This window comes from Paraburkholderia sp. BGA-UO-ETr-F12 (assembly GCF_059567945.1).
Window position 1 is genome coordinate 467,587 of the sequence record NZ_JCAQOZ010000056.1, and the last position, 22,578, is coordinate 490,164.

Genomic DNA, 22,578 nt, shown 5'->3' on the forward strand with positions numbered 1-22,578 from the left:
GTCAGGATTGACCGACGATTCGTCAACTCTAGAGAAATCCGCTGCAGTGTGTCCGTCTGTTCGCTCGCATCGAGAAAGTTGCCGGGGCCTGCCGTGCATGTAATCGCCGAATCGGCTAACCGACGGTAAGCGGGCAAGCGTCAACGAGTGGCGTGGAGCCTCATGGGTTTTCTAGTTTGCAAGGCCGGTAGTGGATGGCTGCATGCTTGCTGCATTTCGCTGTTTGCGATGATCTTCTGGCAGATAATCCGCTGTGCGGTATCCGTTCGAAATCCTGAAGAGGACATTGCCATGAGAGTCATCCTCGGCCTGCTCGGGGTAGCTGCATTGGGCGCAGCACTCGGTCCACTCGGCTGGCTGGTATGGCTTGCCCATACCCATGCGCTCACAACCATCCTGACCTATCAACTCGTGATTGCGGTGCTGGTTGCCTTATTGATCGGGGCCTGCTGTCTGGCGGCCAACTGCTCGTTGAATCGCCGCTCCCCCGTGCCCACTGTCGCCCAAACTATGCAGCGCAGGTAGGCAACGAGGGGGATGACGTCACTGTCAGTGCCGGCGCAAGCCCCCGCGATCCACGAATCGCAGGCTTCTTGCCGGCCGTTGCCACGGAACCTGCATTGCAGGCTGCCTCACCACGGAATTGTTTCGTTCTCCCAGCGCGTAAAGGTCCCGGTGGGGCCGTCCGGGCCGAGCAGCGCGACGCGCACCGCTTCGCGAGCGCCTGCCTCGACGGGCTCCGTGCCGGCATATCCATTGAGGTTCGTTCGGGTGAAGCCGGGGGAAACAGCATTGACCTTGATGCCCTCCGGCTCGAGTTCAATCGCCATGGCTACGGTCAAAGCGTTAAGAGCTGTCTTCGAGGCCGGATAGACGGGGCCGAAGATCGCGCGATAGGCGAAGGCCGGGTCCGAGTTCGCCGTTAGCGAGCCGACGCCACTCGACACGTTGACGATGCGCGCGCCGGGCGTCGTGCGCAAGACCGGCAGCATCGCCTGATAGACGGCAAGAACGCCGAACACATTGGTGTCCCATACGACGCGCATTTCATCGAGCGACACGTTGCTCGGGCGGGTCTTCTTGACATAGTCTTCGACGGACTGGCCGGGCAGTTTGCCCGTATTCGAAATGGCCGCATTCTGGATGAGCACGTCGAGGCGGCCAAACTCCTTGCTCACGCGTCCGGCCGCGGCTGTGATCGAGGCCTGATCCGTCACGTCGAGTTGAAGTGCGTGGGCGTTCGGTCCAACCTCCTGAGCCGCAGCCTCGCCGCGTTCGAGATTGCGCGAGCCGACCAGTACAGTGAAGCCGTGTGCCGCGAGATCCTTGGCAATCTGAAGACCGATTCCCTGATTGGCGCCGGTGACCAGGGCGACGGGTTTGTCCTGCATGACAATCTCCTTGTGGTATTCCCTGCGGTATTGCGGTATTGCGCTATCGCGCGCGGAAGCCATTGCCGATTTCAGTTCAGGGCAATGGCACGGCTCGGTCAGCGAACCTCGGCTGCCCATGCCTCGGCGTCGGCACCGGCGGGAATGCGCAGCGGCGACGACGGGTCGGTCGCCGCGCGCCACACGGCTTCGGCGACGTCCTGTGCATGCGTGATCGGGGCAGAGGTATCGCCCATCCTCGCAACAACGTCCTGGGCGAGGCCGGCATACGCTTCGTGATCGAAGCCGTGGATATGGGCGCGCGCGTTTTCGCCAAAACGGGTGTCGGGCGCGCGGCCCGGCAGCACCAGGTGCGTCCGTACGCCGAACGGTGCGAGTTCCAGCGCCATCGATTCGGTGAACGCGTTCACGGCCACCTTGCTCGCGCGGTACGCGGCGAGCAGCGGCAGCGCCTTGAGCGTCACACTCGACGTTACGTTGACGATGACGCCGGCCTTGCGCTGCCGGAACTGCGGCAAGACGGCTTGCGTCACGGCGATCGTGCCGAAGGTATTGGTCTCGAAGAGTTCGCGCACAGTCGCGAGCGGGACCAGTTCGGCCGGGGCCGCCGCACCGAAGCCCGCGTTGTTGACGAGGACGTCGATGGAGCCCGCGGCCTCGACGGCCGCGCGAATGCTTTGCGGATTCGTGACGTCGAGCGCCAGCACGCGCAGGCGCTCGGAGCGTGGCAGCAGATCGGTGCGCGGCGTGCGCATCGTGGCCACAACCTGCCAGTCGCGAGCGAGGAAGAAGCGGGCGGTCTCGAGGCCGAATCCGGAAGAGCAGCCGGTGATCAGTACGGTTTTCATGGGAACTCCGGTTACCGGCAAAAGGATTGCCGGGGTAGTGAGGATGTGCCCATACGATAGAGCGCCGCTGCCGTACTTGCTACAATCAAAAATCCGAATTTCATTTGCAGGAGTCCGGCGATGATCGATCCGTTGGCCGAAGTCGTGATGCTGCTGCAGCCGGGTGCCCGGTTCTCCAAACTCGTTCTCGGCGCTAGCCCGTGGCGCATCAGCCGCTCGGATGCCGGCCAGCCGCTTTATTGCGCGATTCTCGAGGGCGGCTGCCGCATCGCGATTGACGGGCACGAGCCGATCGAACTCCTCTCGGGTGATTTCGTCCTGATTCCGGCGGCCTACGGCGTCTCGATGTCGAGCCTCGAGCCGCCACCGCCGGGGATCGAGACAGCGTTGCCCGTCGCGCTGGGCAACGGCGAATTCAGAATTGGCGCCCCGGACAGCCCGATCGACGCGCGCATGTTGGCGGGTCACTGCAGCTTTGGTTCGCCGGACGCATACCTGCTGGTCTCGTTGCTGCCGCGATTCGTGCATGTTCGCGGCGAAAAGCGGCTCGCCACGCTCGTGGAGCTCGTACGGGAGGAATCACGGGAACAGCGGCCGGCGCGCGAGGTCGTGTTGTCACGGCTGCTCGAAGTGCTGCTTATCGAGGCGCTGCGGTCGATGGCGGGAACGGATGCGTCGCCGGGTCTGGTCCGGGGGCTATCCGACAGCCGTCTCGCGGTCGCGATCCGCGGAATGCACGAACGCCCGACGCACCCGTGGACGGTGGCTGAACTCGCGAAGGAGGCCGCGCTTTCCCGCTCGACCTTTTTCGAACGCTTCAGCCGCGCGGTGGGCGTCGCGCCGATGGAGTACCTGCTCGCGTGGCGCATGGCGCTCGCGAAGAACCTGCTGCGCCGTAACGAAGGCCGGGTCGCCGAGATTGCGCAACGCGTCGGCTACAGCTCCGCCAGTACCTTCAGCGTTGCCTTCACGCGGCACGTCGGCCGTCCGCCCACGCAGTATGCGCGCGAGGAGCAGGCGGCCGCGGCCGGGCTGCCTGGGCCGTATCAATGAACGGCTCCGTGCGGCGAGACTTCAATTGTGCGAATGATGTGGAATGCAGATTAATAGGTGACTGGCGCACGCGCCGCCCTATTCGGCTTTATCCGACCGCCTCACGTCTGCCACGACCGGCGTACGCGCTCGCGAATGTCATGCAGGCGCGCAACGGATTCGTTGGAGAAAACGAAACGCAGATAGCGGTCCGCCCCGGGTCCCCAATTCGTCATCGGGGTAGCGGCGACCTTGCCGCGTTCGAGCAGCAGCTTCGACGCGTCGGGCGGCTCAAGACCCAGCTTGCGGGTGTCGATAAGCATCGACCAGCCGCCATGCGGACGGATCACCGGCAGGTCAGCAAGCGCGTTCATCAGGAAGTCGCGACGGCGCTCCCATTCCGCGACCGCTGCGGCCACGCCGTCGTCGGTTGCCGTCAGCGCTGCGGTGGCGCCGGGCATCGCGATTCCAACCTGGCACACCACGTTCGAGAGGCTCACGAGACGTACGTCGTTCATGATCGACGCGGGTCCGACGATCCAGCCGACGCGCCAGCCGATCATCCGGTACTCCTTCGAAACCGCGCCGATAGTGATGGTGCGTTCACGCATGCCGGGCAGACCGGCGGGATGAATGACCTCGCGCCCGTCGAACAGGATGCGCTCCATTGCTGCGTCATAAACCAGCCAGATGCCATGGCGCTCGCAATGTGCCGCTATCGCGAGCCATTCATCCCGCGATGCGACGTAGCCGCCCGGCATTGAAGGCGACATGATCAGCAGCGCTTTCGTGCGCGGCCCGATCGCCGCGGCAAGACTGTCGAGGTCGAGCCGCCAGCCGTCGGCACCAGCTTGCAGCCGCGCGAATCTCGGCACACCCGCGGCCAGATGCACGCGGTTGATCAGGCCGGCGTAGGTGGGATCCGTCAGCACGACCTCGTCGCCCGGCTCGAGGATCGACAGCAGCACATTGAAAATCCCCGCCAGACCGCCGGCGGAGACGATGCATTCGCTCGCCGGGTCATATGCGATGCCCGCGGCGCGGCCGACCCGGCTGGCCGCCGCCGCGCGCAAGGCAGCCTGGCCGGTAAAGGGCAGGTAGCTGTTGGCCGCGTCGTCGTCGATGGCCTCGTGGGTACTGGCCAGCGCCTGCGCCGGCGGCCGCAGGTCGGTATCGAGATTTTCAAGCCGTAGAATGTCCGGGTCGCGCAGGCAATCCGCGGCGTCGCCGATCCGGTCGACTCCAATACCAGGGATATTTCTTAGGCGAGATACCGTCACGCGGACCTCCAATATGGTTTTAATATATTAAAGTGAAAAAATCTGCAGATGGCAAGCTCTCTTTGACTTCACTCGCCGATCGCCTGCGCGAGCGCATCGCGGACGGCACCCTGGTGCCGGGGACGCAGTTGCGGCAGGATCTGATTGCGAAGGAATTCGGCACCAGCCACATTCCGGTGCGGGAGGCGTTCGTGCAGTTGCAGGCCAGCGGGTTTGTCACGATCGTGCCGAACCGGGGCGCGTTCGTCTCCGCGATGACTAGGCTCGAAGCGGTCGAGTTGACGGAAATGCGGATCGCGCTCGAGCTGCTGGCACTCGACTCCGCTATCGACGCATTCGGCGCGGACGACGAAGCCGCGGTCCGTGCGATCCTCGAGCACGACGAGAATGCGCACGAGGTCGAGCACTGGTCGATCGACAACTGGGCATTTCATCGGGCTATCTATCAGCCGTGCGGCAAGCGGCATCTGCTGGAGACGCTGGAAGCAATCTGGAGGAAGACCGACCGGTATCTGCGGCTCGTCTGGCAACTGGAACGCTACCAGCGCATCTCGCTTGCGGAGCATCATGCGATCCTCGATGCCGTGCTTGCCCATGACCGGCGCACCGCGAAGCGCCTGACGAAAGCGCATATCGAGGCAGCCGGCGTGGTGATGCAGGACGCGCTGCGCGAAGCCCGGCAAGGGTGAGGCGGCGAGCGGGTTCGAGCTAGCCGGGCCGGTTCGCGCCCGTTGTCGTTTCGCAGAACGTAACCAGATCGAATGCCCCGACGGCAGTCATGATGATGACGATTTAGATAGACTGAGCGTCGCCCGGCTCGATCGACACCGTCCGGAGAGCGCGCCACAAGGTAGGTCGCCAGAGCGGCCACCCTGCTGTCGTGCCTGCGCGCTGCATCCGCGGGCGCACCGATCCACCCAACCGTGGCCACAAGCCATGGATAAGAAACGGAGACACGCATGAAAACAGGATTCATCGGCCTTGGCGTGATGGGACAACCCATGGCGCTCAACCTCGCCCGCGCGGGTATCGGACTGATCGTGTGGAACCGCACGCCGGAACGTTGCACTGCGTTGCGCGACGCGGGCGCGCAGGTTGCGGAGAGTGCCGGCGACGTGTTCCGGCAAGCCCGCATCGTGATCCTGATGATGGCGACGGATACGGCGCTCGACGCGGTGCTCGGCCGCCATACCGCGGACTTCGCGGCGAACGTCGCGCGGCACACGATCGTGCACATGGGAACGACCTCGGCCGACTATTCGCGTGGACTCGAAGCCGACATCCGTGCGGCGGGAGGGCGCTATGTCGAAGCACCTGTTTCGGGTTCGCGCAAGCCGGCCGAAGCGGGGCAACTGGTGGCGATGCTGGCGGGCGAGCCCGCAGCCGTGGAAGAAGTGCGTCCGCTCCTCAAGCCGATGTGCCATGAAACCGTGGTCTGTGGGGCGGTGCCGACCGGACTTCTGATGAAGCTGTCGGTCAACACGTTTCTGATTCCGATGGTGACCGCGATTGCCGAGGCGTCGCATCTGGCGCGGCGCTATGGACTCGATATGAAGCAATTCCAGGCCGTGCTCGACGCGGGTCCGATGGCGAGCAACGTTTCGCGCGTGAAGGTCGACAAGCTCGTGAACGAGGATTTCACGGTGCAGGCGTCGATCCTCGACGTGCTGAAGAACAACCGGCTCGCGGCCGAAGCGGCGCGCAATGCGAATCTCGCGTCGCCGCTACTGGATGTCTGCTTTGACCTCTATACCGAGACCGTCGAGCTGGGTCACGGTCAGGCCGATATGGCGGCCGTCGTGCACGCAATCGAAGCGCGCACCGAGGCGAGGAAAAACGCCGGCAGCACAGAGGGTCGAGCCTAGTTGATGGGCGCGAACGTCAGGCCTGGCATGGCCGGTTTGAATCACGGCCGGCCATGCCGTACCGGGCTGTACGTTATGCGCTGCTGCGATCCGCTATCGCGGCGCTCAACGCATGATGCACAAGAGCAGGATCAACCGCGATCCGATCTGGCATGCGCTATCCGCCGGTGCACAGCTATCTGAAACGCTCCTGTGTTGTTTGCCCGCGCTGGAGCAAGGGCGCGTACGCGTGCAATTCACTTGGCGCGATGTCGAACGCGCGCCGGAATGCACGCGTGAAACTCGACGCATCGTTGAAACCCAGCCCCGCGGCAATGTCCTGGACTTCCAGATGCGGAAAGCGCACCAGTTCATCGGCCGCCATGCGCAGCCTGCGGCGGCGGATATAAGCGGCGAGGCCGCCTTCGTGTTCAAAGAGGCGATACACGCTGGCGCGCGATAGATGCAGCGACGCCAACACGCTGTCGGGTGACAGCGCCGGATCGTGCAGATTGGCTTCGACATACCGTCGAACCTGTCCATAAACAGCCGCACGCACGGCGGCGCGGCCATTGCCGGAAAGACCCGCTTCACGGCCGAACGCTGCGGCGAGCAGTTCTATCGCAGTGACGAAGGACCGATGCGCTTCCTCCTTGCTCAGTCCGACGATTTGTCGCTTCAGCGCCACCAGATGGTCGATCAGCATGCGTGTCAGCGGTGTGGTGGCGTGAATCGAGCGGCCGTGCAGCGAGGCGGCATCCGGAAACGATCTTTCCACCAGGGCGCGCGGCACGAACAGGAGCAGTAGCCGGCCATGAAAACTCTGGATGGTGCACGGCTGATCCATGTCCAGTGCGAGGATACTGGGCACTTGCGGCGCGTGCGCTACGTGCGCTGTGTGCGGCGCGTCGCGGCGCGCCTTGCCGCCCAGGAACTGCGCCGGCAGACCTTCAAGAAACACGCTGAAGCTGATGTCGCGAATGCTTTCGGTCGACACCCGGCCTAGCGACCGCACAGCCACGTTCGGCCCGGTGCGGAAGTCGAAGAAGCTCAGATTGTCGATCGTGTAGCGAGACAGCGAGGCCGCGAACGTATCCTCAGCGTGCCTCGTGGAAGGCCGGATGTCGTAGACAGGACTCATCCGCTCCTGCCAGGCCAGAAAACTTTGACTGGCGTCGCCTTGAACGCTAAACGTACTGTGCACGATGCCGGCAGCAAGCGTTGGCGGCTCCGGCAACAACAAGCGGTCAGGCGACGGGGCAGTATGCAGCGGATCGTTGTTCAATGCGGCGCTCGTTGCTGATTTTCGTCTAGCATGGATACGCTAGTTCGCGCGTGGCTCGATCGGACTGCCGATCGTTTTTTACCGCCTTGCCGGGATCCGGCCGAACAAACAGGTGTTCCAGGCGAATCCGCAATACACCGTCGAGAGCCAGCAGCTTCTCGCGCAGCAATTGCGTCTGCCGCTCGCCGATGCCGTCTAAAACGATCTTCTGATCCAGGATATTGCCGCTTCGCAGCACCACGAAACTGCTGACGCAAACCTGTTGGTCTTTCAGATGTGCGGCGACGCGCGACACCACCTCCATGCTTGCAATGGAGACGAGACGGATGACGTGGGTGAGCTGGAAACCCGGCAGATGGCGCGACCAGTTTTCTGCGTGGTCGACCGCGGGTAGTGGGAAGAGATCTTCGCGCATGCAAGCTCCGGAAAGTAAGTTGGTTCGAACCGGTGCAAGCTATGCCGCTCCCGCTTCGTTGCCGTCAATCGGCCGCATCGCCCTTAAGGCTTCCACCTTGCCCGGGAAGGCAGGTTGGCGTCGGACTCGTCCGACTCTGGATGCAGGGCACATGATAGCAAAAGTGCGCAAATCAGCCAATTGGCCGCGCGCGCTCCTTGGCGTTCGATACCGCAGCGGGCAAGAAGCGGCTCAGTCGCATTTGCTAAACTCGTTGCGGTTCCTGACCTTTCGTGTCTTTCAATAAGCCAATCATGAAGAGCAGTTCAAAAGGCGGCCTTGTCTATTCCACTGACGGCGGCCGGATGTGTCCCGAATGCAGGCAGGCGCTCGCGGAATGCATCTGCAAAACGGTTGCGAAAGCACAAGCCGCGGGCGACGGCGTAGTGCGCGTGAGTCGCGAGACCAAGGGCCGCGGCGGCAAGAGCGTGACGATCGTTAAAGGGCTGGCGCTGGACCCTCTGGCTCTCGCGTTGCTAGGCAAGCAGTTGCGCACCGCCTGCGGTTCCGGCGGAACGGTCAAGGACGGTGTGATCGAAGTGCAGGGCGATCATTGCGACCGGGTCGTCGAAGCGTTGAAGAAGCACGGCCACAGCGCGAAGCGGGCCGGAGGCTAGCCGTTTCATTGGCCGCTTCATTGGCCGCTATCGCGTCTAGCGCAGGGCGCCCTCGGCGTCTTTTTCGATCAGTACCTGATTGACCACCTCGAGGAACGCCTGCACGAGCCGCGCGGTTTTGCGCTCGGCGAGGCAGGCGACATGCGCGTGGGTCACCACCTGCTCGCCGTGGATCGTCAGCTTGCGCAGCCGCGAATCGTCGACGTGTTCGCGCTCCGACACCGCGGCTATGCCGAGTCCGAGTATGACCGCTTCGCGTACGGCCTCGCGGCTGCCCACTTCCAGCGAGAAGTTCGGCGCGATGCCGTGCTGACGTAGCGCGTCTTCGAGCGCCTTGCGGGTCGTGGAGCCCGGTTCGCGCATGATCATCGCTTCGTCGCGCAGTTCTTCCAGACGGACGCTGCGCCGGCGCGCCAGCCGATGTGCCGCCGGCACGATGATGACCAGCGGGTGTTGCCGATAGGGCACGTAATGGAGCAGAGGGTTGGCGCCGTATTGCGCCAGCACCGCGACGTCCGTTTCATACGACAACAGGCCGCGCACGGTTTCCTCCGAGTTGCCGAGCCGGATCGACACGCGTAATCCCGGATAGCGCAGATGGAACGCCGCGACGATTTCCATGGCGTGGAGTGGCCCGACCGCGCCCACGCGGATGATCCCGGTGCTCAGACCGGCAGATTCCTTCAGAAAGTCGATGGCCTCCTGTTCGTTGCCGAACATCCGCTGCGCAATCGCGAACAGCGTCTCCCCAGCCGCGCTCAGCATGATCCGCCGGCCGCTGCGGTGGAACAACTCCACCCCGTAACTCTCCTCCAGATCCCGCACCTGGGTGGTGACGGTGGGCTGGCTGACGTGCAGCGCACGGGCGGCGCCCGTCACGCTGCCGTGCTTGCCGACGGCGTAGAACGAGCGCAATTGAGTAAGTCGCATAGGTTGGCTCAATACATCGATCGAAAAATTTGTATTTTTACTATACATCGATGTTTTCCATAATTCATCCGTAACGAACACCCACCAAACGAGGGGAGACGATGAACGGTGTTTTCTGGAATCCAGTAGAGGTGAATTTCGGCCCCGGTTGTATCGAGCGGCTGCCCGACATTCTCAACGGCCGCCGCGCGGTGGTCGTGACTTTCGCCGAGGCGGCGCAGCTCGGGCTCGTGCAACGTGTGCGCGAGTTGTGTGGCGACAGCGTGGTCGCGGTGATCGACGACGTGCAACCGAACCCGGACGTCACCCATATCGCCGGCATGTACCGCGACTTCTGGCGCAGGCACGAGAACTGCCCCGTGGTGGTCGCGATCGGCGGCGGCAGCGTGCTCGACACGGCCAAAACGCTGATGGTCGGAACGCAAAGCAATGAGTTCGACGAACTGCTGGCCTTGCTCGACACGGGCAAGCCGTTCACGCCGCCGCGCGTGAAATCGCTGATCACGGTGCCGACTACCGCGGGCACCGGCAGCGAAGTGACGCCGTGGGCGACGATCTGGGATCGCACGATCAAGCAACGCAAGTATTCGCTGCAACTTCCGCAGACGTGGCCGGAAGCCGCGATCGTCGATCCGGATCTCACGCTGTCGCTGCCGCACCCGGTCACGGTGCAGAGCGGCCTCGATGCGCTGTCGCATGCGCTAGAAGCCATCTGGAACGTCAATGCCAATCCGATTTCCGACGAATTCGCCGTGTCCGCCGCGCGCGACATGCTGGCTACGCTGCCGCTTCTCGTCGCCAATCTGCAGGACCGGACGCTACGCGAGCGCGCTTCGCTCGCCGCGCTCAAAGCCGGGCTCGCGTTCTCGAACACGAAGACCGCACTGGCGCATTCCATTTCGTATGAGATGACGATCCATCACGGCTTGCCCCATGGCATCGCCTGTTCATTCACGCTGCCCATGGTGCTGGATCTCGCGCTGGGCAAGAACGCGTCGTGCGATGCCGTGCTCGCGAAAGTCTTTCCGTGTCCGCTGACCGATGCGCGCGATTACCTGACCGGTTTTCTCGAAGCACTCGGCGTGCGTACCTCGTTTTCGAGCTATGGCGTGAGCGCCGAGGAATCGGACCGGATGATCGCGCACGCCTTGAGCGGCCCACGCGGACGCAATTTCATCGCTGCCGCGGCCTGACGTTCTGGCAGCGGCGAGTCAACGGGAGCAGCATCACCATACGGTGAGTGAGGAGGGAAAGAATCATCCGGTCTGGCACCGGCGTATCTTGCAGCACAACAAAAGCCGCATGAACGGCAGGCATGTGCCGAGGCAGCGGACGTCAGGCGACGTCACCGGCCCGGCAACTATCAGGAGACAAGCAATGGAAGCAGTGGAAATTGCAGGAGGCGGCGCGGTAAGCGTCGACGCCAGGTCTGTGAAGTCGGTTGCCTTGGCCAGTCTGATCGGCACGACTGTCGAGTGGTACGACTTTTTCCTCTACGGCACGATTACCGGGCTCGTATTCGACAGGCTTTTCTTCCCGACCGGAAACGCTTTCGTTTCCACCATGCTGGCCTATACGGTGTACGCGGTCGGCTTTGTCACCCGGCCGCTCGGCGGAGTGATCTTCGGCCATTTCGGTGATCGCTTCGGACGCAAGCCATTGCTGGTGCTCACGCTTTCCATCATGGGCGTGTCCACGTTTCTGATCGGCGTGCTGCCAACCTATGCGTCGATCGGCGTCTGGGCGCCGGCCTGCCTGCTCCTGTTGCGCCTGCTGCAGGGCATTGGGCTGGGCGGCGAATGGGGCGGCGCGGTGCTGATGGCTTTCGAGTACGCGCCTCGCAAACAGCGCGGCCTGTACGCGTCATATCCGCAGATCGGGCTCGCAATCGGTCTGTGTCTGAGCAGCGGCGTGGTGGCCGCACTGACCACCTGGCTCACGCCCGACGCCTTCCTGCAATGGGGCTGGCGGGCCGCTTTCATGGCCAGCATCCTGCTCGTCGCCGTGGGCATGTTTATCCGCTTGCGCATCGTCGAGACGCCCGCGTTCGCGAAGATTCGCGACACGCATGCGGTCGCGAAAGTACCGGCGCGCGAAGTATTCACCGATTACCGTGGCAATGTCCTGTTGGGCTGGGGTGCGCGCTATATCGACGGGGTCATTTTCAACATCTACGCGGTGTTCGCGCTGAGCTATCTGATCGGCATCCACCACTATGCGAAGTCGGCGATTCTCGTGGCCGTGACGCTTGCAGCGCTGGTGCTGATGTTCATGATTCCGATCGCCTCGCGCCTGTCGGACCGGATCGGCCGCCGCAAGGTGTTCGGCTGGGGCGCGCTGGCCTGCGGCCTGAGCGCATGGCCGGCCTTTGCGGTCTTTCATTACTCGACCAGTCTCGCCGCCGTAACCGCGACCATCGTGATCGTGCTCGGTGTGATCTACGCGTTCGTCTACGGACCCGAGGCCGCGCTCTTTTGCGAACTGTTCGACACGCGGGTGCGCTATAGCGGCATCTCGATCGTGTACCAGCTCTCGGGCATTGTCTCCAGTTCGATCACGCCGCTCGTCGCAACGGCGCTTCTGCACTACGGCAACCTGCAGCCGTGGTGGATCGCGCTCTACATCGTATGTGTCGGTCTGCTCAGCTCGGTTTGCACTTACTTCATGCGGCGCACGTTCTGAACATCCGACCTGCACAGGACGCGAGATGAATCCAGTTTCAGTCGCAGCAGTCAACGGCCGACGCTATCGGGCCGACAAAAAAAGCTAACGAGGAGGATGCGATGCCGGGCAATATCGAACTGATCGCAAGGCTGCTCTTTGCCGCGGTGCTGGGCGGCGTAATCGGTTTCGAGCGGGAGCGGTTTGCGTTTCCGGCTGGCTTGCGCACGCACATGCTGGTGTGCGTGGCGTCCGCGCTCGTGATGATCGTCTCGGCGTTCGGCTTCGAGGACACCCGCTCGATGCCGAACGTCGCGCTCGATCCATCGCGTGTAGCCGCACAAGTGGTGTCGGGAATCGGCTTTCTCGGCGCCGGCGCAATCCTGCTGCGTGGCGAAGTGGTGCGAGGGCTGACAACGGCAGCGAGTGTCTGGGCCGTCGCGGGCATCGGGCTCGCGGCGGGCGGCGGACTTTACGTGCTGGCGCTAGCGGCCACGGTGATCATTCTGACGACGCTCACCTGGGTCAAGCCGGTAGCGCGCCAGTTGCGCACGAAAGGCAAACTGCGCCGGGCGCTGCGCCTTCAGGTGGATCGGGGCGCGATCACGCTGCCGGTGCTGTGCCGCCTGTTCGGCGAGGACGGCCCCCGGCTCAAGCACATCAGCGTTCACGAGGACAGCGACGAACAGCGGGACCTCGTGACGATTTCGCTGTCACGCATGTCCGCGGACGAATTCGTCGCTTACCGCAACATGCTCAGCGAATTGATCGGCGTGCGCGAGGTCGAGGAGATCGAAGTGCACTGACAGGCGTGATCCTGCGACAACCTCAGGCCGTCAGTGCGTTGGGCTCGGCCGGAGCGGGGGTGTATGCGTCGGCACTCCCTTCTTCAAGCGACACGTTGCCGGGCAACGCAGCCTTGCGACGCGGCCGTCGCTCATGTCGCTCACGAAATCAAATATCGATTCTGTGGACCGCTGACGTACTGCTTCCTGGCGATTTCGAGAACCTTTTCGCGCGACTTGTCGAAGGCGCCCAGCACCGACCGCTCGTCGGAGCCCACGTCGGGCTGCAGGTTTCTGAGCATCGCATCGTCGACCATGAAGGTGATTTCGCGCGAGTCGTCGTATCCCCAGAAACATACGCAATGCCGGGAGGCATCATAGCTACGGCTGGGGTTGGGGAATTGAAGCACGGCGATCAGCCTTTCTCGCACACGGCCGAGTAGCGCCACTTGCTGGCGCTGGAGTCGATCGTGGCGTAAGTGACGCGTCTCTTCTCTGCTCTCAAAGCATCCGCTGTGTCGAGGACATGAGCACGCGTCCTGCGTTCGATCGCGTACTCGCTCTCGCTGCTCACTGCAGCCGAAGTGCGTGGGAGTGGTGATCGCATGTTGGAGCCCCGAAACAGGAGGCCGCGCATTGGCGACCGACCGCCCCACTGTATACCCTTTGGCTGGCGCCGACGTCTTTATTTGCCCGTACGCGAGGGCGGTCAGGTTTGCAGGCCAACGATCCGGTCCGCTGGATTTCCGCCTCGATGGCACTGCGCCCGTGCGGTTGGTGTTAACCCGCCCGCCTGACGCTCCCTCCTTAACTCACTCGCTGCTGGTCCACTCGACATTAGCGCCCACCGAGCGCAGGTTTTCGACGAAACGCGGATGCGCGCGCCGGATCGGCAGCGCATTCATGATCTCGGAGCGTCCTTCGATGCTGGCCGCGACCATCAGCAATGCAATCGCCACACGAATGATGTAGGGGCTCTCGACGCGCGCCGGACTCAGTGTCAAGCCGCCGAACGTGATCAGCCGGTGCGGATCGGACAGGAACACATGCGCGCCGAACTTCGACAACTCGCTGGTCCAGCCCATTGCACCGTCGTAGACCTTGTTCCAGAACATCGCACTGCCTTCGGCTTTTACGCCAAGCGCGACAAAGATTGGCAGCAGGTCGACCGGCAAATAAGGCCACGGCGCCGCTTCGACCTTGGTGAGGATATTCTGTGTGAACGGGCGGCGCACGTGCAGCGGGCCGTCGCTTAACGCACGCGACCAACCGTTACGATGCTCGACGTTGACGCCGAACTTCGCGAATGTCCGGTCGATCAGCGGGAATTGTTCGGGTGCGGAATTCTTCACCGCGATGTCGCCACCGGTAATCGCGCCGAGCGCAAGAAAGGTGGCGATCTCGTGAAAATCCTCGCTGAAGCGGAACTCGCCGCCGCCGAGCCGCCCGCCGCCCGTTACGCTGAGCCGCGACGTGCCGATACCTTCGATGCCCACGCCAAGCATGGCAAGAAAGCGGCAGAACTCCTGTACGTGAGGTTCCGATGCCGCGTTGACGAGGGTCGACGTGCCTTGCGCGGCCGCCGCGCACAGCGCAAAGTTCTCGGTGGTCGTGACCGATGCGTAGTCCAGCCAGTGATCGTTCGCAACCATGCGCCGGTCGTTACGCACGATCAGAGAATCGTCGGTGCGCGTGAGATGGGCGCCAAACCGCTCGAACACCTCGACGTGCGGGTCGATCTCGCGCACGCCGAGCGTACAGCCTTTTACGTCGCTCTCCAGCCGCGCCACGCCGAAGCGCGCGAGCAGGGGCGGGACCAGCATGATCGACGAGCGCATCTCTTCGGGCAGCTTGTGTGTTGCCGGATCGAAGGCGGTTGCATGGTGATGCAGGTCGAGAATGCCGGTTGAGAAATTCACCGACACCTCGCTGCCGAGTGTACGGAAGATCTCTAGAATTTTCTTGACGTCGGTGATCTCCGGCACGCCGATCAGCCGCACCGGTTGATCGGTGAGCAGCGTGGCGCAAAGGATCGGCAGAACAGCGTTCTTGTTTGCGGATGGCGTGATTTCGCCGCGTAACGGCACGCCGCCGTGGACGATCAGGTTGGACATGTTCGGGAGGGTTCGAAAGTGAGGACGTGAGGGCGATATCATGCCATTGAGCGACTGTGTGTGCTGGTGAATGCCCTCCGGTAGACTATGTGCTCGCCCAACTCGCCGCGACAGCATGGACACTCAGCTTTGGATCATCTGTGGGCTTACTTTCGTCATTCATGTGATCGCGACACTGGCATATGCGGTGCGGATCGCCGGCGTTCGTACACGCCGGATAGCCGTGTCGTTTTCTCTATTCGGCATTATCGCGCTCGTCTCCCGAACGGCGAATTCCTTTCAGGGGCCCTTCATAGCGAAGCGGGTAGAGCTTGATATTGCCCGTCACATGGAAGGTGGCCTGCTGGGCGACTTTCGCCTTTTCCTGCTGTCCGCCACCGTGGCGAGCGTAGTGGGAGCGTGCCTGATTCCCACCTTTCAGCGTTATTTCAGCCGGGCGGTCGAGCATTTCCAGGTCAATCGCTCGGTGCCGCGTTTGCTGCTCCATATCTTCAGCCGCGGCGGCGTCAACTATATCCGGGACGGCGCGCGGTTCCCGTCCCGGCACAACGTCACCCAACTCGCAACCGGCGCCGGCGTCTCCTGGAAAGTCATCGGCCTGAACGTTTTCGCCATGGCAATCTGGACGGTCGGCGTTTTTGCGTCGCTCTATGCGGGATATCTGAAACCGGAATTGCGTGTGACCTGTGCGAATCTGTCGTCGGTGATCAACGGTTTTGCGACTGTTGTCCTGGCGGTTGTCATCGACCCGCAAGTTTCAGTCATGACGGACGACGTGATTGAAGGCCGCGTTTCGGAAAACAGCTTCCGGCGAGCGATCACCACGCTTGTCGGGGCGCGCGTTCTCGGAACGCTATGCGCGCAGGCGGTGTTGGTGCCGGCGGCATTTCTCATCGTTCGCGTTGCGGAGTTGATCTAGCGCGGCGCGCAGTGGTATTTGCCGTCATGGCAACACGACACCCGGGCCGAGCTGCGCCAACGCGAATTCCCGTACAGGCTGCCAATGCCCTGAATCACGAAGGCCGCCAGCACGCCGAGCTGGCGCAGGACGTCTTCGAGGGCGGCACGCAGATCGTCGCCGGTAGAGAGGCGTAGAGGATCGGCCGGCATCGCGTGATTCAGCTCGCCTCCGGCACACCCGCTTCCCGATGATGATCGGCGGCGAGGAACATATACATCGCGGGCACCACGAACAACGTGAAGAGGGTGCCGATCGACAGGCCCGTGAAGATCACCAGCCCCATCGCGTTGCGGCCCGCCGCGCCCGCACCCGAGGCAATCACCAGCGGCACGACGCCCAGCACCATCGCCGCCGTCGTCATCAGAATCGGGCGCAGCCGCACACCCGCCGCTTCTTCGAGGGCTTCGCGCTTCGATTTGCCGGCGTGTTGCAGTTCGTTGGCGAACTGCACGATCAGGATGCCGTGCTTGCTGACGAGCCCCATCAGCGTGACGAGCCCGACCTGCGTGTAGATGTTCAGCGTCGTCAGGCCGACGTTGATGAAGGTGAGCGCGCCGAACAGCGCCATCGGCACCGACACCAGGATCACGATCGGGTCACGGAAATTTTCGAATTGTGCCGCGAGCGCGAGGAACACGATGATCGTCGCGAACAGCAGCGTGATGACGAAACCGCCGGACTCCTGCACGAATTGCCGCGATAGCCCGGAGTAATCTGCCGAATATCCCGACGGAGCGGCTTCCGCAGTCGCCTTGCGCAGAAAAGCAAGCACTTCGCCCTGCGACACGCCCGGCACGGTCACGCCTGAGATTGTCGCGGAGTTGAGCTGCTGGAAGTGGTTGATGGATTCCGGCACGACGTTGTGTTCGATATGCGCAATCGTCGAGGCCGGAATGACACTGCCGTCCGGCGTGCGCAGATAGTAGTCGAGCACCTGCGACGGGTTCAGGCGGTCGGTCTGCAAGACCTGCGGAATCACCTTATACGAGCGCCCGGCAATCGAGAAGTAGTTGACGTAGCCGCCGCCGAGCGCCGAACCGAGCGCTTGCCCGACGTCGCTCTGCGAAAGCCCGAGCGAGGCGACCTTGTCGCGGTCGACAACGAGTGTCGCTTCCGGCTTGTCGAGCTTGAGATCGCTGTCGACAAAGAAGAACATTCCGCTCGCACGGGCTTTTTGCAGAACGGCTTGCGATATTTCATTGAGGTTCTCGAAAGGCTCGGTCGTGCTGATGACGAACTGTACCGGCAAGCCCTGTGAGCCCGGCAACGGCGGAAACTGGAACGCCGCGACGCGCGCCCCGGCAATCTGATTCCATTTCTGCTGCAATTCCTGCTGTAAAGCGGTTGCGCCCTTGCTGCGCTGGTCCCATGTCTTGAACAGCACGCCGCCAATGCCCTGATTCAGCGTCGGCGCGCCGGTAAGCTGGAACATCTGCGAGTATTCGGGCAACGCTTTGGAGATGTTGAATACCTGGTCGGCGTACGTCTGCATTTGCTGAATGGTCGCGTTCGGCGGCCCCTGGATCTGCGATAGGACAATTCCTTGATCTTCCTGCGGCGCGAGTTCCGATTTCGACGTCATGAACAGATAGACCGTACCGGCGAGCAGCATCGCGCCCATTACGATAAACACGGGCCAGGTGTCGAGCGTCGCGTGCAACAAACGGCCGTAGCCACGATGAACGCGTTCGAACTGGCGATTGACGAAGCGTGCGAAGCGCCCTGACTCCTGCTCCGCGCGGAAGAAGCGCGAGCACATCATCGGCGACAAGGTCAGCGCGATCACGCCGGACACCGTCACCGCGCCGGCGAGCGAGAAGGCGAACTCGGTGAAGAGGGCGCCCGTCAGGCCGCCCTGAAAACCGATCGGCACATACACGGCGATCAGCACGACGGTCATCGCGAGAATCGGGCCGCCGAGTTCGCGCGCGGCGATCAGCGCAGCTTCAAGCGGCGTCTTGCCTTCCTCCATCATGTGACGGTCGACGTTTTCGACGACGATGATCGCGTCGTCCACGACGAGCCCGATCGCGAGCACGAGCGCGAGCAGAGTGAGCAGATTGATCGAATAGCCGAGTAGCTGCATCACGAAGAACGTGCCGATCAGCGACAAGGGCATCGCGATCAGCGGGATGATGACCGCGCGCAAGCTGCCGAGGAATAGGAAAATCACCACGGTGACGATCAGCAATGCCTCGACCAGTGTCTTGATGACTTCGTAAATCGCCGTGTTGACGAAGTCGGTCGCGTCATAAACGATATCCCCCGTCATGCCGGTCGGGAACTGTTTCTGCATGCCGGGAAAAATGGCCTTCACGCGCTTGGCCACATCGAGAATGTTGGCGTCCGGCGCGACCTTGATGCCGATGAACACCGAACGTTTGCCGCTGAACGCGACGTTGAAGTCATAGCTGTCGGCGCCGAGCACGACGTTCGCGACATCTTCAAGGCGCACGATCGCGCCGTTCTTCTGTTTGATGACGAGCTGCTTGAAGTCGTCGACGGTGTGCAGATCGGTGCCCGCGTTCAGGTCGACGCTAACCATCTGCCCTTTCGTCGTGCCGAGTGTCGCGAGGTAGTTATTGTTGCCGAGCGCCGTGAAGACGTCGCTCGCCGTCACGCCATGAGCAGCGAGCCGCGTCGAATCGAGCCAGGCGCGCAACGCGAACTGACGGCCGCCGAGAATTTCGGCGGTCTGCACACCTTCAACCGAATCGAGCTTGGGCTTGACCACACGCAGCAGGTAATCCGTGACGTTATTGCTCGGCAGCACGTCGCTGTAAAAACCCATGTACATCGCGTCGGTGGTCTGCCCGACTTGCACCGTCAGCACCGGCTGCTGCGCCTGCGGCGGCAACTGGTTGCGCACCGACTGGATTTGCGTGTTGATCTCGGTAAGCGCGCGGTTCGAGTCGTAGTTCAGGCGCAGCGTCGCGGTAATGGTCGACACGCCGGTGGTGCTGGTCGAGGACAGGTAGTCGATGCCCTGCGCCTGGGCGATCGCGGCTTCGAGCGGCTGCGTGATGAACCCGGCGATGGTGTCGGCATTCGCGCCATAGTAAGCGGTGCTGATCGTGACGACGGCGTTTTCGGTCTGCGGATACTGGCTGACTTTCAGGGCGGCGAGCGAGCGCAGTCCGAGTACGAGGATCAGCAGGCTGACGACCGACGCAAGCACGGGCCGCCGGATAAAGAGATCGGTGAATGTCATCGCACGGTCTCTCTATTGTTCCTGGGGCGCCGGATTCGGATTGTCCGCCGGCTGCACGCTGTTGTTGATGATGAGCGGCGTGCCGTTCTTGAGCTTGAGCTGTCCGCTCGTCACGACCTGCATGCCGGCCTCGACACCTTTAAGAATCGCAACCTGATCGCCGCGCGTCGGACCCGGCGTGACGAACACCTGCTGTGCGACAGGAAGCGCGTTGCCCTGCGCGTTGGGTTGCGCGCCCTGCTTGACGATGAACACGGTCGCGCCGTAGGGGTTGTAGGTGATGGCCGTTTGCGGCAGCGTCAGATAGCGCTGCGCGGTGCCCGCGTCGATCTTGACGTTTGCGTACATGCCCGGCAACAGCTTGCGCTCACGATTGTCCACGGTGGCTTCGATCTGGATGTTGCGCGTGGCGCTGTCGACCCGCGGGTTCATCGACTGAATCTTGCCCGTGAAGGTTTGCCCGCTATACGCATTGGTATCGACCACGATAGTCTGGCCGATTGCGAGCTGGCCGAGCTGTTGCTGCGGCAGATAGAAATCGGCGTAGATCGGATCGATCGCTTGCAGCGTGACGATCGCGTCGCCTGGATTGAGGTACTGCCCTGGATTGATGGTGGTAATGCCGAGGCGTCCCGCAAACGGCGCGCGGATCGTCTTCTTGTCGACCAGCGCAGCCTGTTGCGCGACCTGCGCCTTCTTGCCCTTGAGGTCGGCGGCGTCCGCGTCGAGCTGCGCCTTGGCAATCGCCTTGATGTCGTATTGCGCCTTGTCGCGCGTGTAGACCGTCTGCGCGAGTTCGGCCGCGGCCTGCAATGACTGGAGCAGCGCGACGTCGCTGTCGGCATTGAGGCGGACCAGAACTTGCCCGGCTTTCGCTTCCTGCCCCGAGCGGAACGCCACCTCGCGTACGAGGCCCGCGACTTCGGTGGTGACGTCGACACCGCGCACGGCGCGCAGACTCCCGACCGCGGCAAGCTGCGGTTGCCACGATTGATAGCCGGCGACGATCGCCGAGACGGTGGAGGGCGGCGCCGCGTTGCTCGCCATGAACTTGCCGATCATGTACGAGCGGAACTGGTTGAAGCCGACGAGCGCGGCCAGCAGCAGGCCGACACAGATCAGCATGATCACCATCCGCTTTGTCATCGGTTTTCTTTCGGTCATCGTTGTGTCCTTGCACGGCATGAGGCGAAGCGCCGGACGGTTCGTTTCTTACTGCGTGTATTGCGAGTAGCGGTGCGGCGAATGTTCCGCCGGATTACGTCAATGCGTTGTTGCGGCGGTGGCCGGCACCGGCTCGTTCCACCAGCCGCCACCGAGCGCCTGGAAGAGGGCCGCCGTGTCGGCGTAGCGGGATGCCTGGGCCTGCGCGAGACTGACCACCGTTTGCTGATACTGGCGTTGCGCGTCGAGCAGCGACAGATAGCTCACGCCGCCGACGCGGTACTGCCCGCGCGTGAGATCCAGCGAATCGCTGGCGGAGCGCCAGGCGTCCGTCTGCGCTTTCAAGCCGGTCGCGTCGTGATCAAGCGCGCGCAGCGAGTCCGCGACGTTCTGGAACGCCAGCAGCACCGTTTCGCGATATTGCGCGTCGGCCTGTTCGTACGCTGCTTCGGCCGCGCGCTTCTGCGCACTCAATTGGCCGCCGTGGAAGACCGGTTGCAGCAGGCCCGCGCCCAGGCTCCAGATCGTGCTGCCGGCCTTGAACACCTGCGCCGGCGTCAGGGCCTCCGCGCCGTAGCTCGCGGACAGCGTGATCTGCGGATACATCGCCGCGGTCGCCACGCCGACTTGCGCGCTGGCCTGATGCAGCAACGCGTCGGCGGCGAGAATGTCGGGCCGTTGCCGCACCAGTGCCGACGGCAGGCTGACGGGCAGCGATTCGGGCAACGAGAACATCTCGAGCCTGAATTCGGGCAATCCGGCGTCGCTGGGTAGTTTGCCTGCCAGCACGGCGAGCTGATGACGGACCTGGTCGAGTTGCTGTTGCAGCGGCGGCAGCGTGGCGCGGGTTTGCGCCAGCAGGGTCTGTTGCGCGAGTACGGCGGTACGGCCCACGCCGCCTAGTTCGAACTGTTTGCCGAGTACGCCGAGTTGCTCGTCTTCTTCCGTGGCGATCCGCTCGGTTGCGTCGATCTGGGCGCGCAGCGATGCTTCCTTGACGGCCGCGGTCACAATGTTGGCGGACATCGCGAGATAGGCGGCCTGCAACTGGAAATCCTGGTAATCGATTTGTGCGCGCAACGCTTCGAGTTCGCGCCGCGCGCCGCCGAACACGTCGAGCTTGTACGACACATTCACCGACGCGTTATAGAGATTGAACTCGTCGACCACGCCAGGCTGGCCGAACGCAATGCCGTTCAGTTTTTCGCGCGTGGCGCCGAGTTGCGCGTCGACGCTGGGCAGGAGAGTGCCGCCGGCTTGCGCCTTGAAGTTTTCGCGCGCCTGCCGCAAGGCGGCTTGCGCCGCGGCGATGTTCGGGCTGTTGACGATGGCCTGGCGGATCAGGGTATCGAGCGGCTCGCAATGAAAGAGCGCCCACCAGGCCGCGGGAATGTCCTCGCCCGGCACAAAGCGCTGGGGCAAGCCGGCAGCCCCCGGCGAAGAGGCCGTCTGCCCGGGCAGCGGCGTGGCGGTGTACGTGTCCGTAGCGGGTGCGGCAGGCGTGCGGTAGTTGGGACCGACCATGCAGCCCGTCATCGCGGCGCAGCCGCAAAGCACGACGTACAGGCGCCGCCGCCCGACAATACGCTGGTTCACGTCGATCATCGATCCACCTTATATCGCCTGCGTTCAGCTTAAGCGAGGGGAGCGGATGGGATTATGCGGACCACCCGAACTTCGATGTTTCTTGTCCGGACGGCGGAATTTATACCATGCGGCAAGAAATCTACGCGTAGCCTAGCATGGCCGATTGGAGCACGTGACGCGCGGGATGCACGAGATCACGTAGTCAGTCCGCTCGACGAGCTTTCAGACAGCCATCTGTAAGGAAGGGGCCCTGAGGGCCGGCGGAATACGGAACCCGCGAAGTGGATCGAGACGCTGGCAAAGTCGTTCACATTCCTGTTCGCGCGGCGCGATAAGGCGTTCCGGTGGCCGATCGGCAAGCGCCAATAAAGACCCATATAATCGATCGCAGAAATGAATGGGAGCTCACTGCTC

20 protein-coding genes, 1 pseudogene and 1 riboswitch are annotated in these 22,578 nt (G+C 63.0%); of the genes and pseudogenes, 9 read left to right on the forward strand and 12 right to left on the reverse strand.

What is annotated here, in order from left to right; translation table 11 throughout:
* Window positions 1–162 precede the first annotated feature (162 nt).
* Window positions 163–525, forward strand: a complete 363-nt coding sequence (locus tag AC57B6_RS26105) for a hypothetical protein (RefSeq protein ID WP_496422387.1) — start codon at window positions 163–165, stop codon at window positions 523–525.
* Window positions 526–632: 107 nt separating this feature from the next.
* On the opposite strand, the gene AC57B6_RS26110 is transcribed toward AC57B6_RS26105, so the two are convergent.
* Complete coding sequence (locus AC57B6_RS26110; protein ID WP_496422388.1) at window positions 633–1,391, reverse strand: SDR family oxidoreductase; 759 nt, start codon at window positions 1,389–1,391, stop codon at window positions 633–635.
* 98 nt (window positions 1,392–1,489) lie between these two features.
* A complete protein-coding gene (locus AC57B6_RS26115) occupies window positions 1,490–2,239 on the reverse strand; it encodes an SDR family oxidoreductase (RefSeq protein WP_030098982.1) in 750 nt (249 codons plus the stop codon).
* A 120-nt stretch (window positions 2,240–2,359) separates the two neighbouring features.
* Here AC57B6_RS26115 and AC57B6_RS26120 point away from each other — a divergent pair, with 120 nt between their 5' ends.
* Window positions 2,360–3,292 (forward strand): AraC family transcriptional regulator, encoded by a 933-nt coding sequence (locus AC57B6_RS26120; protein WP_178370326.1) that lies wholly within the window; start codon window positions 2,360–2,362, stop codon window positions 3,290–3,292.
* A 101-nt stretch (window positions 3,293–3,393) separates the two neighbouring features.
* On the opposite strand, the gene AC57B6_RS26125 is transcribed toward AC57B6_RS26120, so the two are convergent.
* The gene (locus tag AC57B6_RS26125) at window positions 3,394–4,551 is read right to left on the reverse strand and encodes a pyridoxal phosphate-dependent aminotransferase (protein WP_496422389.1); all 1,158 of its coding nucleotides are present in this window, start codon (window positions 4,549–4,551) and stop codon (window positions 3,394–3,396) included.
* 62 nt (window positions 4,552–4,613) lie between these two features.
* On the opposite strand from AC57B6_RS26125, the gene AC57B6_RS26130 reads away from it, so the two are divergent.
* Window positions 4,614–5,240 (forward strand): GntR family transcriptional regulator, encoded by a 627-nt coding sequence (locus AC57B6_RS26130; protein WP_051743170.1) that lies wholly within the window; start codon window positions 4,614–4,616, stop codon window positions 5,238–5,240.
* A 270-nt stretch (window positions 5,241–5,510) separates the two neighbouring features.
* Window positions 5,511–6,416: an NAD(P)-dependent oxidoreductase gene (locus tag AC57B6_RS26135; RefSeq protein ID WP_046571417.1), complete on the forward strand. Its 906-nt coding sequence runs from the start codon at window positions 5,511–5,513 to the stop codon at window positions 6,414–6,416.
* Window positions 6,417–6,591: 175 nt separating this feature from the next.
* On the opposite strand, the gene AC57B6_RS26140 is transcribed toward AC57B6_RS26135, so the two are convergent.
* Window positions 6,592–7,680 carry a helix-turn-helix domain-containing protein gene (locus AC57B6_RS26140; protein ID WP_496422390.1) on the reverse strand — a complete coding sequence of 363 codons (1,089 nt, stop codon included), beginning with the start codon at window positions 7,678–7,680 and terminating at the stop codon, window positions 6,592–6,594.
* A gap of 25 nt (window positions 7,681–7,705) precedes the next feature.
* Window positions 7,706–8,095 (reverse strand): hypothetical protein, encoded by a 390-nt coding sequence (locus AC57B6_RS26145; protein WP_496422391.1) that lies wholly within the window; start codon window positions 8,093–8,095, stop codon window positions 7,706–7,708.
* A 44-nt stretch (window positions 8,096–8,139) separates the two neighbouring features.
* Window positions 8,140–8,244, reverse strand: a riboswitch (SAM-I-IV-variant riboswitch).
* A gap of 144 nt (window positions 8,245–8,388) precedes the next feature.
* Between AC57B6_RS26145 and AC57B6_RS26150 the strand changes: the two genes are divergently transcribed.
* A complete protein-coding gene (locus AC57B6_RS26150; RefSeq protein ID WP_028193968.1) occupies window positions 8,389–8,751 on the forward strand; it encodes a translation initiation factor Sui1 in 363 nt (120 codons plus the stop codon).
* Window positions 8,752–8,787: 36 nt separating this feature from the next.
* On the opposite strand, the gene AC57B6_RS26155 is transcribed toward AC57B6_RS26150, so the two are convergent.
* On the reverse strand, window positions 8,788–9,681 hold the full coding sequence (locus tag AC57B6_RS26155) for a LysR substrate-binding domain-containing protein (protein ID WP_106352971.1): 894 nt from the start codon (window positions 9,679–9,681) through the stop codon (window positions 8,788–8,790).
* Between the two features lie 101 nt (window positions 9,682–9,782).
* On the opposite strand from AC57B6_RS26155, the gene psrA reads away from it, so the two are divergent.
* From psrA to AC57B6_RS26170, 3 genes are all read left to right on the forward strand, one after another.
* Window positions 9,783–10,874, forward strand: coding sequence for an iron-containing alcohol dehydrogenase PsrA (psrA, locus tag AC57B6_RS26160; RefSeq protein ID WP_496422392.1), 1,092 nt, complete (start codon window positions 9,783–9,785; stop codon window positions 10,872–10,874).
* Window positions 10,875–11,058: 184 nt separating this feature from the next.
* Window positions 11,059–12,363 (forward strand): MFS transporter, encoded by a 1,305-nt coding sequence (locus tag AC57B6_RS26165; protein ID WP_454807804.1) that lies wholly within the window; start codon window positions 11,059–11,061, stop codon window positions 12,361–12,363.
* 101 nt (window positions 12,364–12,464) lie between these two features.
* Window positions 12,465–13,148, forward strand: coding sequence for an MgtC/SapB family protein (locus AC57B6_RS26170; RefSeq protein ID WP_028193965.1), 684 nt, complete (start codon window positions 12,465–12,467; stop codon window positions 13,146–13,148).
* A 140-nt stretch (window positions 13,149–13,288) separates the two neighbouring features.
* Here the strand turns inward: AC57B6_RS26170 and AC57B6_RS26175 are convergent, their stop codons facing one another.
* Both AC57B6_RS26175 and AC57B6_RS26180 read right to left on the reverse strand, forming a co-directional pair.
* Window positions 13,289–13,537, reverse strand: coding sequence for a DUF1488 family protein (locus tag AC57B6_RS26175; RefSeq protein ID WP_028193964.1), 249 nt, complete (start codon window positions 13,535–13,537; stop codon window positions 13,289–13,291).
* 402 nt (window positions 13,538–13,939) lie between these two features.
* Window positions 13,940–15,241: a UDP-N-acetylglucosamine 1-carboxyvinyltransferase gene (locus AC57B6_RS26180; RefSeq protein WP_046571408.1), complete on the reverse strand. Its 1,302-nt coding sequence runs from the start codon at window positions 15,239–15,241 to the stop codon at window positions 13,940–13,942.
* Window positions 15,242–15,356: 115 nt separating this feature from the next.
* Between AC57B6_RS26180 and AC57B6_RS26185 the strand changes: the two genes are divergently transcribed.
* Complete coding sequence (locus tag AC57B6_RS26185; protein WP_046571404.1) at window positions 15,357–16,160, forward strand: lipid II flippase Amj family protein; 804 nt, start codon at window positions 15,357–15,359, stop codon at window positions 16,158–16,160.
* A 74-nt stretch (window positions 16,161–16,234) separates the two neighbouring features.
* On the opposite strand, the pseudogene AC57B6_RS26190 reads toward AC57B6_RS26185, so the two are convergent.
* The 4 genes and pseudogenes from AC57B6_RS26190 to AC57B6_RS26205 form a co-directional block, all read right to left on the reverse strand.
* Window positions 16,235–16,351, reverse strand: a pseudogene (locus tag AC57B6_RS26190) (DUF296 domain-containing protein); the annotation flags it as partial.
* Window positions 16,352–16,359: 8 nt separating this feature from the next.
* Entirely contained in the window at window positions 16,360–19,413 is a 3,054-nt protein-coding gene (locus tag AC57B6_RS26195) for an efflux RND transporter permease subunit (protein ID WP_496422393.1), read from the reverse strand.
* 12 nt (window positions 19,414–19,425) lie between these two features.
* On the reverse strand, window positions 19,426–20,577 hold the full coding sequence (locus AC57B6_RS26200) for an efflux RND transporter periplasmic adaptor subunit (RefSeq protein WP_046573056.1): 1,152 nt from the start codon (window positions 20,575–20,577) through the stop codon (window positions 19,426–19,428).
* 99 nt (window positions 20,578–20,676) lie between these two features.
* Window positions 20,677–22,182, reverse strand: coding sequence for an efflux transporter outer membrane subunit (locus AC57B6_RS26205; RefSeq protein WP_281663930.1), 1,506 nt, complete (start codon window positions 22,180–22,182; stop codon window positions 20,677–20,679).
* Window positions 22,183–22,578 lie beyond the last annotated feature (396 nt).

Bases quoted from the DNA above. Each gene is read 5' to 3' on its own strand.
- AC57B6_RS26105 (WP_496422387.1), top strand. From the start codon at position 163: ATGGGTTTTCTAGTTTGCAAGGCCGGTAGTGGATGGCTGCATGCTTGC.
- AC57B6_RS26110 (WP_496422388.1), bottom strand. From the start codon at position 1,391: ATGCAGGACAAACCCGTCGCCCTGGTCACCGGCGCCAATCAGGGAATC.
- AC57B6_RS26115 (WP_030098982.1), bottom strand. From the start codon at position 2,239: ATGAAAACCGTACTGATCACCGGCTGCTCTTCCGGATTCGGCCTCGAG.
- AC57B6_RS26120 (WP_178370326.1), top strand. From the start codon at position 2,360: ATGATCGATCCGTTGGCCGAAGTCGTGATGCTGCTGCAGCCGGGTGCC.
- AC57B6_RS26135 (WP_046571417.1), top strand. From the start codon at position 5,511: ATGAAAACAGGATTCATCGGCCTTGGCGTGATGGGACAACCCATGGCG.
- AC57B6_RS26145 (WP_496422391.1), bottom strand. From the start codon at position 8,095: ATGCGCGAAGATCTCTTCCCACTACCCGCGGTCGACCACGCAGAAAAC.
- AC57B6_RS26150 (WP_028193968.1), top strand. From the start codon at position 8,389: ATGAAGAGCAGTTCAAAAGGCGGCCTTGTCTATTCCACTGACGGCGGC.
- AC57B6_RS26155 (WP_106352971.1), bottom strand. From the start codon at position 9,681: ATGCGACTTACTCAATTGCGCTCGTTCTACGCCGTCGGCAAGCACGGC.
- psrA (WP_496422392.1), top strand. From the start codon at position 9,783: ATGAACGGTGTTTTCTGGAATCCAGTAGAGGTGAATTTCGGCCCCGGT.
- AC57B6_RS26165 (WP_454807804.1), top strand. From the start codon at position 11,059: ATGGAAGCAGTGGAAATTGCAGGAGGCGGCGCGGTAAGCGTCGACGCC.
- AC57B6_RS26170 (WP_028193965.1), top strand. From the start codon at position 12,465: ATGCCGGGCAATATCGAACTGATCGCAAGGCTGCTCTTTGCCGCGGTG.
- AC57B6_RS26180 (WP_046571408.1), bottom strand. From the start codon at position 15,241: ATGTCCAACCTGATCGTCCACGGCGGCGTGCCGTTACGCGGCGAAATC.
- AC57B6_RS26185 (WP_046571404.1), top strand. From the start codon at position 15,357: ATGGACACTCAGCTTTGGATCATCTGTGGGCTTACTTTCGTCATTCAT.
- AC57B6_RS26195 (WP_496422393.1), bottom strand. From the start codon at position 19,413: ATGACATTCACCGATCTCTTTATCCGGCGGCCCGTGCTTGCGTCGGTC.
- AC57B6_RS26200 (WP_046573056.1), bottom strand. From the start codon at position 20,577: ATGACCGAAAGAAAACCGATGACAAAGCGGATGGTGATCATGCTGATC.
- AC57B6_RS26205 (WP_281663930.1), bottom strand. From the start codon at position 22,182: ATGATCGACGTGAACCAGCGTATTGTCGGGCGGCGGCGCCTGTACGTC.